The following is a 9,297-nucleotide window of genomic DNA, read 5'->3' on the forward strand; positions in this document are numbered from 1 at the left end:
AAAGAAGGCTTTGATGACTACCGAAACCAGCACTAAAAAAATAGCAGGATCCTCCCCAGCTCATCACTTCTTTACTGATATCCCTATCCCCTGAATTCCACTTGATATACACCATAATCCCACCTATAATACCCACCACCGCACCTATGGCCAGCGTCAGTGTGGATACCGGATCAATGTAGCTGGTCAATGTGGAAGTTGCGGCATTGATTCCGGTGGTTCCTCCCCCAGTTTGTGCATGCGCATTAACAGCAATGGTGATCATTCCTAGAATGACAACTGCGCTTTTGTTTGTTTTTTTCATTTTTGATTTTGTTTGATGCTTGATTAATTAATTATAACCCGAATAATCCCCGTAGAAATACGCCGCAGAGGTTTAAAAAAATACAGGAGAACAGCCATCCGGCTACCTGCCGGTCCACATGGTGGCGCCCCCCCTGCCAGTTGGCATAGACCCTGAGTCCCCCTAAAAGTCCGGTGATTGCTCCGATGACGAAAATGAGATCTGACAGGGAGAAATAATAGTGCCTGATCTCAGCGCTGGCCTGGTGAAACTCGGACAGGCCAGGCACCTGAGCAGCGCTGCTTTGGGCCAGAATTAAGGTAAGGTTAGCTACCGAGAAGATAACTGCGACACGCGGGCCCATTTAATAAGCAATTTTTTTGATGCATTCAATTGATTCACTCCTAGCCGCGGCCATTAGTCCATCAAAATCCAGCTCACCTGTTGCGCTAAGGGGTCCACTTTGAAGGCCTGTATGGTCGCCTATTACCTCACCGGCCTCGATCAGCTCCGAGCTGTCAATAGGTTCTTGCAGATCAATCACCTGGAAAGACTGGTTTTGAAGATTTGACTGGGAAAGTTCACTTTTTTTCAGCCACAGGTCTGTCGATAGGTTAAGGGCATAATAAATAATATAAGCTATTCCCAGATAGGAAATAAAGTTGGTCCAGTTCATATTTTAAATTTTAGCGTTTAGGTTCTATATATTTTGAGTAGAGCAAATCCAGGGAAACTGCCAGTTCATACAGGCAGGAAGGTGGCAGGCTCATGCTTGGGAGCTCAAGCAAAGCCGGATGAAGCGAAATCGCGCTTGAAAGATCGCCGAGTGATCGCAAAGATTTTTGCTGGGCAGATAATTCATCATCAAAGCCACCTGATGAGCTCATATTCGGGAGGAATATACTGCTTGACATGGGAGAAATCTTTGAGCTCAAAAGGGCGAATCTGCTTGCAGCGCTAGTGTTTAATAATCCATACTGGATGGGAATAATGAAAATTTCCACATACCTCATTAGCCTCATCAGGGATGGATTGGCGAATGCCTTTGGCAGATCGAGCAAAATAACCGCTTCCTTTTCAGCTTGAAGCTTATCAATTAAAACTTCGATCCTGTTTAGGTCCGAAGTAAAGAACTCAAATGGAAGCCGCTCGTTTAACAGCATCGATTTAGAATACAATACCTCCAGTGATCCTTCATAGGTCAGATCGATAAGGAATACCTGCTTTTTCTTTTGGGAAAAATAATGGGCCAATACAAGAGAAAGTGTTGTGCAGCCGCACCCGCCTTTTAGGTTACTTAGCGCAATAATCATGTTTTAAAATATTAGAATGAAACAGATCCTATCTCGAGAGGAGTTGCCGCGAGATACTTTCCTTTTTGACCGGAGAAATGAGCCGATCCAGATCCATGATTTCCTTTCCAGCCACAACACGGCGTTTATGATGGTCAATGATGGTGAAGCCGGTGATCTGATTTTTATTGGAGTGATAGCAAATTTCTATGTTTTTTTCAGCAAGCAGGTAATCTGAAAGCTCCGAACGAAATGCTTTGAGCTTCCTGGATGAACCATGAGGCAATGATTGGTAAACTGGAATGCAGGTATTATCCTTAGTAAGCAAATTGGAATTAATCATACACCGGATTTCATCCAAATGCCCGGCTTCTATCTGGGGCTTTAAAACCATATGCTGAATTTTACCTTCGCTGATTTTAAGCAAAACCTGCCCGTACTTGACCATGTAAAAATATCCTCGCCTGCAAAATCCACGATAGCCTTTTTGCCCGAGTAAGGTGGTAAGCTGATGAAGGTCTGAAAAGTTGTAAGCGAGTAGGGGCGAAATATCACGTTTAAATTCAGCCTGTACATCTACTTTCAAAATACGGTGGATGGCCGCAATCGCCCGGGGGCGATCAAAACTGTCGCTAATCTTTGACCTATCCAATCTGACATCAGTGGATACGATATGTACATGCGTATTCGGCGTATCTGAATGGGAAAAAATTAAATAAGGCTGTTTATTATAGCCCATTTCAAGCATCCATCTCTCAGCGAGATTTTTCAGTGCATCTACAGACATCGATCTTCCTCTAGCTGATAAAACTGCATGAAACTGATCGAAACGGCTACGTGAATTGAGCGTCGATACCGCGCCAAGATAATGTTCGAAATCTGCACAACCCGGGTTAATCAACCCGTGAATGACGCCAAAATTCTTGTAGCAAAGGAGTTCCGCGCACCCGCTAGTGACTTTTTCCATATTGTATCTTACCGCAGGAAAACCTGTTGAAGTTGTAAAAAGCCTCACAATCAATTTCATTTTAGCCCTTTCGTTCTATTCTCATCAATAATTTACGAATCTGTTGCTCCAGTTTTTTCTGCTGCAAGTGGTAGGAATTAATAAGCGCTTCCAGTTTTTCAGTATCGCCATTTTTGTAGTCAACACCTTTCTGCTGATGATCAATACTGGCATTAAGCAGGCTCATTTGCATCCCGATTTCACTTAATACACTCAGCAGTTTGGCCGAATTGATATTAAGCATATCCGGATGCAGAAGACGGTTCCGTAACAGCTCAGATTTATTCCAGCCCAGATCACTGCAAATCCTGTTGATCGCTGAGAGTTCCTCATCTGAGAGATAACACCTGACAAGGTTGCCGCGGTTTCCACTTCTTCGCTTGCTCATACTGATTTCCTTTTACCGGTTCCGTAGTGGAACGTTATTTGGGTTTGCTTTTCTTATTACCGGATCTTTCTCAGCATGGATCATCGCGGTCAACTTCTCGTTAAAATCATTATACCCTTCATATTTAGCGGACTGATCCACCGCCTGGGGGAGCTGAGATAATGCCAGTAAAGTAGCTTTTTTTCCTGCGGAGTCATGATCAAAGAAAAGCTCAATGGTTCTGTATTTACCTGCTCTTTGTATTGCGTAGTCGAGAAAAGAAAGTGAATTGAGTACAAGTATACTTGCATCCTGTAAAGGAGAAAGCTTTTTCCAGCTTAAAAAGTCTAGCATACCCTCAAAAAGTACGATGGTCTCCGGATTACCTGGAATAAAACTCATTGCTTTTTTCCCTAAACATCCTTTGAAATAAGCATTACGCACCTCCCATCCACCTAGCTCATTTTGCCAGCCGGCGGCGAACATTTCACGTCTGGTACCATCTTTTAACTTTACACTGTAATAGAGTTCTTTTAAATGGTTAGCTGAAACATCCATCACCCCTCTTCCCTGCAGATAATTACTGATGGACTTGTTACCACCCAGTTCTTTGCTTTCCCGGATGATGTAGCTGGGTAAGTGGAGTATCAGTTCAGTTTGTCTGGGGACAAAGGGCCTGCCCTGAATTTCATTGACCGAATTTCCTGAAACTTTGATCAGTTCCTCCACCGCTTGTTTGAAAGTTAGATTTGGCCAGAAATGAACAGCAAAGTCTATCACGTTACCTCCTCTACCCATACCGTGATCATACCACAGACCCGCTTTTTCATTGACGCAAAACGAAGGAGCGGAATCATTATCCCTGAGCATGGACAGGTAAAAAAGTTCTCCTCCGCTCTTTCTTAAGGGTTCATATCCGAGCCTGCTTAAGGTATCAACCAGATTAACGTTTTCTCTAATCTGGTTCAAATCAAATCTGTGATTTTCCATATGTCAGCATTTTGAAGGAGCGGAATGGTTGATATTGGTCTTATACCTTAAATAAAAAACAGGTTTGCCGCTTAACGCAACAAACCTTTTTGGATGAGGATAAAGCCTCAACATATTTCCGGAATTACTCAAGTCAGTTTCTAAAAACCGGGCCCTCGCCTGCCAATGCGTTTTCAGCTCGGGACTCTCACCTCCGCCTTCGCAAAATTTCCGGCTTTCGCCGGATAATATTTCATTCCCCAATGTCAAAGACCAGTAGTTTGCTGGTCAAAAATCATGATGAAATCATTGGGGATTTGACACTATGGCCAAAGTGCCTGCGATTTTCAAAAAATTTGAGTCTATCGAAAAGAGGGAAGGAAAAAAAAGTTAAAGCTGAATGAGCAACGGGCCCGACGCCAGAAAAGGAAACTGAAAAAATTTCAGCTTAGCAACTGAAAAAAATTCAGGGAAAATGAAAAAAATTCAGAAAAATGCCCCCTGAAAGCCCCTGAAACAGGCTGGCACAAGAGTTGAACAATAAATAGCGGGACAAGTCCCAGCGTAAGTTAATTGATTTATAGTCCATTTTTTTATTAAACTATTAAAAGGAGAACACACTATGACATTGGTTAAATTCAATCCAGAAAAGAAAAACAGCGCATTATTGCCAGGCTTTAATGACATTTTCGAATCCGTACTTGGCGACACATTTTTCACAGATCGCCGCACCGCAAGCGTTCCTGCGGTTAACATTTCAGAATCAGCAGAAGCCTACCAGATTGAGCTGGCAGCACCAGGGCTTAAAAAGGAAGACTTCAAGGTATCTATTGAAAAAGATATACTGAGCATTTCTTCTCAAAGGTCCGAAGAAAGCAGCTCAGAAAGCAAAACTTACAACAGGCGTGAATACAGCTACTCCGCTTTCACCAGGTCATTCACCCTGCCTGAAAGCGCAGATGCGGACAGGATCCATGCCAGCTATACTGACGGGGTATTAAAAATGACCCTTCCTAAAAAAGAAGAAGCCAAAGCAGTATCCAGACAGATTGAGATCAGCTAATCGCCTTGGAGAAAAAAATGCCGCCCCAGGCGGCATTTTTCTTATTGCACCAATATAAAACTGAAAGCCACCAAAGCCTAAAAGATAAAGCCCATGGAAACCGCATTTTCAATCACGGTCACGCTCAATCTGAAGCATAAAAAACTTCCCTATGGAAAATTCAGCCTTGGCAGGGATAAGGTTTCTTCAATGGAGATATTTTCAATGCTAAAAGGGAGAAGTGGATCCGAGCATTCCTGCTCCATTCAGATGGACCTTACTCAGGAAATCACCGGCCTTCCAGTTCCCATAGGCATGATCCATTGCAGCCTTGAAGAGTTAAAGGAAAATGTTTCAGTCATTTCCCGAGAAATCTTTCGCATAGCCCAGCTCGAAGAGGGTGAGATCATTCCACTCAAATAAACAGAAATCACCAGATGGCATTTAGCAATTGGCATCCGGAATATGAAAAAGAACGCAAGCTGCCAAAACCATATCTAAAGACTAAATCTCTTATATACAATCAAATCAGCAAGAAAACAATGACAAAAAAAAAGATATTCATCGTTGAGGATGATCTCATGCTCCTGGAAACTATTCAGGATATCCTGCGCGAATATGGCTATGACTGCCAGGGATGCTATCATCCAGGAGATGCACTGCCATTAATTGAGGCTTATCATCCCGATCTGGTGATATTGGACTACATGCTTCCTGAATGGAACGGCGGAGAATTGTGCAGCGCGATACGGGCCATCGATCGTTTTGAATACATTCCTATTATCATTACCTCAGCATACGCCAAAATCCTGCTTTCGCTCTCTGAATACGGTTGCGATGCGGTACTCGAAAAACCCTTTGGCATACCAGAGCTCATGGGCCTGATCGCATCACTATTGTCTTCAAGGCGAACGGACAGTGGGTTATTACCCAAAATTAAATCCGTCATTAAGAGTGCACTGCCGGAAATATCAATGCACCCAACAAGCGGATCCTCTGCCTGATCCTGCAAAAAAAAATCCATTATTTCGCAAACGAGCTGATGTAATCAGCCGCCGGAGTCCAGAAAATGCCAGAATATCGCATATTATCGAGCTTTGGGTGCTGGGTAGTGAACATCGAATACATATACTGCGCTTGCTGCCACTTGGCATACAGCTCAAGCTCTCCCGCTGGATACTCAGCGCGAAGTTTCTGTATCGACTCGGCAAAGTCTCTCAAGGAAGATAGCTGCTGTAATTTAAATTCTTTTCCGGTTACTTCCCTCACAATTTCATGGATCTTTGATGGACTGACCTGAAAGCTTGCAATATGCAGCGCTCTTGGCACCTGATCATCCAGAGCGGCCTCAGCAGTAAATGCTGCAGTTTCATCCATGGTGGTGAAATCAAGTTTCCAATCCTGCCTATCTCCCCAAAAAGAGATGCTTTTGTCCTTCAAATTTAAAACCGGGGTATTGTATTTCAGTATATCGGCAAATGCCCCGTTAAAAATGGAACACGCTTTAATGGAGCTGCTATCTAGAAGATCCCTGAACTGACTTCTTAGATCGAAGTTTCTGTTCTCACCCGCAACCAGCTTAGTATAATCGGTGCAAAAGTCAGAAGGGATGAATCTTGGTACCCCAGCGCTGACCGATGCATCAAGAAGTCTTTTCTGCAAGCCAACAATCACTTCGCTAAGTCCTGCAAGGGCAGAAACCACGCAATTTACATCCTTGCAGGCATATTCAATTTCCGATGCATTATTGTAATCCACTTCGATAAGCTCTACTCCCATTTTGATTAAGGCCTGGTTTTTTTCCGGATCGGCTGAATGTCGTACAGCCGCCCGTACACGGCCACCTCGTTTGATTATTTCCCTGCAGATCCTGCCGCCAAGATTGCCGCTCGCACCGGCAACCAATATTATTTTTGTCATATCTATTATTTAAACTTCTATAAAATTACTCAGCTAAAAAATCCAGAACAGCGCCTAAGACTTTTTCAGGCTGCTCTTCAAACATATAGTGTCCGCTATCAGGTATACCGATAATTTCGACATTGCTTGATACATAAGGGAGTCCCATTTTCATGTAATTATAGCTTACATAACTCCCGATGCCCGGTACGGGCATCGACAGCATCTGATAAGTTTTAGAATCCTCTATGTCTTGCAGAAAACTCTGATACCAGCAGTTAGATGCCCGAATGCTCTCTGCCGAATTGTAATAGTGGGTGTAAACCTGCCTGTCAAATTCGCTCATTTTATCCTCATCTACCATCACATAGCTAAAAAGATAATCCAGTAGATAGCCAAATCTTCCTTCTAATATTTTCTCGGGCAAGGCCTTTACCTGATTGAATCCCATCCACCAAGCATAAGGCATCTTGCCATCCATTTTTTCACCAAAAGTTCCATCTGTGGGAATCAGGGGCATTTGCAGCATCCCTTCACTTGGATGGGAACCATCGGCAACAATTACCTTTCTGGTACACTCGGGGTAGTTAAAGGCAAAACTCATCGCCACCATTCCGCCAATATCATGTCCCATAATATTGACCTGATCAAGCCCTAAGTATTTAATCAGTTCGAATATGTCCCTGGCCATGTTTTTTTTATCATAGCCCGAAGCCGGTTTTTCCGAACTGCCCATTCCCCTGATGTCTACAATAATCACGCGGTAGCACTTGGCCATCTCCATGGCAATAGGATGATAAGAGTACCAGGTCTGGGGCCATCCCGGCAAACAGACTAAAGGCTGTCCGCTCCCGCCTCTACATAATGCAGTTGAGTTCCGTTTACCTTTGCGTGGTGGTTGGTAAAACCTGGAAAGTTTTTGATCAGCTCCTCATCAGCAAACTGATTCACAGCTAAAACATGTTGATTATCCATTTGAAATTCTTACTTTTTTCTGATCCAAAAGTAATTCCCTCAAGCGCATTTGAAACTACCAATTGGTAGAAAATACATTAGCGAATATTTTTCCTGATTCTGCTTAAAGCATTAGGTGTGATGCCCAAAACTGCGGCAAGCTGCTTTACGGGCACTTTCTGAAGAAATTCCGGGTTATTCATAAACGCCAGATAGTGTTCTTCTGAAGAAAGGGTCTGAAAATTAAGGATCTGGTCAATCATCCTGACCGAGGTTTCCTCCCAGATTTTCCTTCCGAAAGCCTCCCAGGCGCTGATATGCGCATAGAGAAAATCCACATCATTTTTATCTATCACCACAAGCCGGGTTTCCTCAATCGCCTCGATATTAAACCTGGTAGGCCTCTGGGGGTTTAAACTCGAAATCTCGGTAAAAAACTCGTTTTTAAAAGTCACCCAGGTGGTATTTTCCTGGCCGTTTAAGTCATAGAAAAAGCGCACGCCGCCCGAAACAATAAAAAAATATTGACTGGCAACCTGCCCTTTGCGAAGCAAAAGCTTTCCTTTGGAAACTGTTTTTTCCCTGCACCTTGAAATAACCAGATTTAGATCTGACTCTTCAATCCAGACCATTTTCTTTATAAACGCGATAAATTCTTCCATTCTATTTTTTTAAGCATCGTGCGCACTTGCTATATTTATTTTCCAAAAAGCTTTATCAAAAGCTAAGGAACAAATATAATTTGAACATATGCTATCTTTCCCCTTAAAACCAAGTTATCTCTTACTATAAATCTGAGGTTTTTTAAAGGTGTATTAAGCCTTTTTCAAAAAGAGATAGACCTATAGAAACGAATTGCCTCGTTGTATGATCGCCCGCAAAGACTTGAAATTTACCCAGAATTTACCAATCCTGGCAAATCTCTGGAAATCTTCTTACTTGAATTCACCTTTGTGTAAATGTGGATCAGGGTTTTGCATAGGAACGGTAGTCCCCAAATAGGAAGAAAATTCGCTAAACCAATCAAGATCTTTCCTTACTGATCACTACCAGCAAAATTCGACGCTTCCTGAATATCAATTGCAGGTATCTTACATTGAACCATCTTTTATTGTCTCTTTCAATTCTGGTCCTGCCGCCACCCATTCTTCAAAAGCTTTGATTGCATCACTAGCCATGATTCGCTCAAAGCAAATATCCTGCTCCTCTATCTTTTTTCCTAACTGTTCACTTATAAATTCATCACCAAATCCTGCCCATTCAGCATCCCGCTTGGTATTCCCATAATATACCTGAGAGATATTTGACCAGTAAATTGCACTCAGGCACATTGGACAGGGTTCAGCGCTTGTATACATAATACATCCACTCAAATCAGCCTTACCAATTTTTTTTGAAGCAGATCGGATGGCATTGATTTCAGCATGGGCAGTAGGATCGCAGTCACGGGTAACGGTGTTTGGCTCCGCACTCAATATTTTTCCA

General features: G+C 42.8%; 15 protein-coding genes. 3 read left to right on the forward strand and 12 right to left on the reverse strand.

The window, feature by feature from the left end:
* The 7 genes from ON09_RS19985 to ON09_RS20015 form a co-directional block, all read right to left on the reverse strand.
* A partial coding sequence (locus tag ON09_RS19985) for a DUF4134 domain-containing protein (protein ID WP_010602846.1) occupies nt 1–304 on the reverse strand: 304 nt, incomplete at its 3' end.
* A 31-nt stretch (nt 305–335) separates the two neighbouring features.
* Nucleotides 336–647 (reverse strand): DUF4134 family protein, encoded by a 312-nt coding sequence (locus ON09_RS19990; RefSeq protein WP_010602847.1) that lies wholly within the window; start codon nt 645–647, stop codon nt 336–338.
* Nucleotides 648–959, reverse strand: coding sequence for a hypothetical protein (locus ON09_RS19995; protein ID WP_010602848.1), 312 nt, complete (start codon nt 957–959; stop codon nt 648–650).
* Nucleotides 960–969: 10 nt separating this feature from the next.
* Nucleotides 970–1,596 carry an AAA family ATPase gene (locus tag ON09_RS20000; RefSeq protein ID WP_010602849.1) on the reverse strand — a complete coding sequence of 209 codons (627 nt, stop codon included), beginning with the start codon at nt 1,594–1,596 and terminating at the stop codon, nt 970–972.
* Nucleotides 1,597–1,624: 28 nt separating this feature from the next.
* Nucleotides 1,625–2,602: a relaxase/mobilization nuclease domain-containing protein gene (locus tag ON09_RS20005; RefSeq protein WP_010602850.1), complete on the reverse strand. Its 978-nt coding sequence runs from the start codon at nt 2,600–2,602 to the stop codon at nt 1,625–1,627.
* A 1-nt stretch (nt 2,603) separates the two neighbouring features.
* On the reverse strand, nt 2,604–2,969 hold the full coding sequence (locus ON09_RS20010; protein WP_010602851.1) for a hypothetical protein: 366 nt from the start codon (nt 2,967–2,969) through the stop codon (nt 2,604–2,606).
* A 12-nt stretch (nt 2,970–2,981) separates the two neighbouring features.
* On the reverse strand, nt 2,982–3,938 hold the full coding sequence (locus ON09_RS20015; protein ID WP_010602852.1) for a toprim domain-containing protein: 957 nt from the start codon (nt 3,936–3,938) through the stop codon (nt 2,982–2,984).
* Nucleotides 3,939–4,539: 601 nt separating this feature from the next.
* Here ON09_RS20015 and ON09_RS20025 point away from each other — a divergent pair.
* The 3 genes from ON09_RS20025 to ON09_RS24910 all read left to right on the forward strand — a co-directional run bounded on the left by ON09_RS20025 (nt 4,540) and on the right by ON09_RS24910 (nt 5,963).
* On the forward strand, nt 4,540–4,980 hold the full coding sequence (locus tag ON09_RS20025; protein WP_010602853.1) for an Hsp20/alpha crystallin family protein: 441 nt from the start codon (nt 4,540–4,542) through the stop codon (nt 4,978–4,980).
* 93 nt (nt 4,981–5,073) lie between these two features.
* A complete protein-coding gene (locus ON09_RS20030; protein ID WP_010602854.1) occupies nt 5,074–5,382 on the forward strand; it encodes a hypothetical protein in 309 nt (102 codons plus the stop codon).
* Between the two features lie 14 nt (nt 5,383–5,396).
* Nucleotides 5,397–5,963 carry a response regulator gene (locus ON09_RS24910; RefSeq protein WP_010602855.1) on the forward strand — a complete coding sequence of 189 codons (567 nt, stop codon included), beginning with the start codon at nt 5,397–5,399 and terminating at the stop codon, nt 5,961–5,963.
* A 19-nt stretch (nt 5,964–5,982) separates the two neighbouring features.
* On the opposite strand, the gene ON09_RS20040 is transcribed toward ON09_RS24910, so the two are convergent.
* The 5 genes from ON09_RS20040 to ON09_RS20055 form a co-directional block, all read right to left on the reverse strand.
* Nucleotides 5,983–6,879, reverse strand: a complete 897-nt coding sequence (locus ON09_RS20040) for an NmrA family NAD(P)-binding protein (protein ID WP_010602856.1) — start codon at nt 6,877–6,879, stop codon at nt 5,983–5,985.
* Between the two features lie 25 nt (nt 6,880–6,904).
* Nucleotides 6,905–7,642: an alpha/beta fold hydrolase gene (locus ON09_RS20045; protein WP_010602857.1), complete on the reverse strand. Its 738-nt coding sequence runs from the start codon at nt 7,640–7,642 to the stop codon at nt 6,905–6,907.
* A gap of 50 nt (nt 7,643–7,692) precedes the next feature.
* Nucleotides 7,693–7,833, reverse strand: coding sequence for a hypothetical protein (locus ON09_RS26280; RefSeq protein ID WP_010602858.1), 141 nt, complete (start codon nt 7,831–7,833; stop codon nt 7,693–7,695).
* Nucleotides 7,834–7,910: 77 nt separating this feature from the next.
* Nucleotides 7,911–8,474 (reverse strand): Crp/Fnr family transcriptional regulator, encoded by a 564-nt coding sequence (locus ON09_RS20050; RefSeq protein ID WP_010602859.1) that lies wholly within the window; start codon nt 8,472–8,474, stop codon nt 7,911–7,913.
* A 429-nt stretch (nt 8,475–8,903) separates the two neighbouring features.
* The coding region (locus ON09_RS20055) for a nucleoside deaminase (RefSeq protein ID WP_010602860.1) at nt 8,904–9,297 on the reverse strand (394 nt) is incomplete at its 5' end.

Source organism: Pedobacter agri PB92, assembly GCF_000258495.1.
In the GTDB taxonomy this organism is placed as follows: Bacteria; Bacteroidota; Bacteroidia; order Sphingobacteriales; family Sphingobacteriaceae; genus Pedobacter; species Pedobacter agri.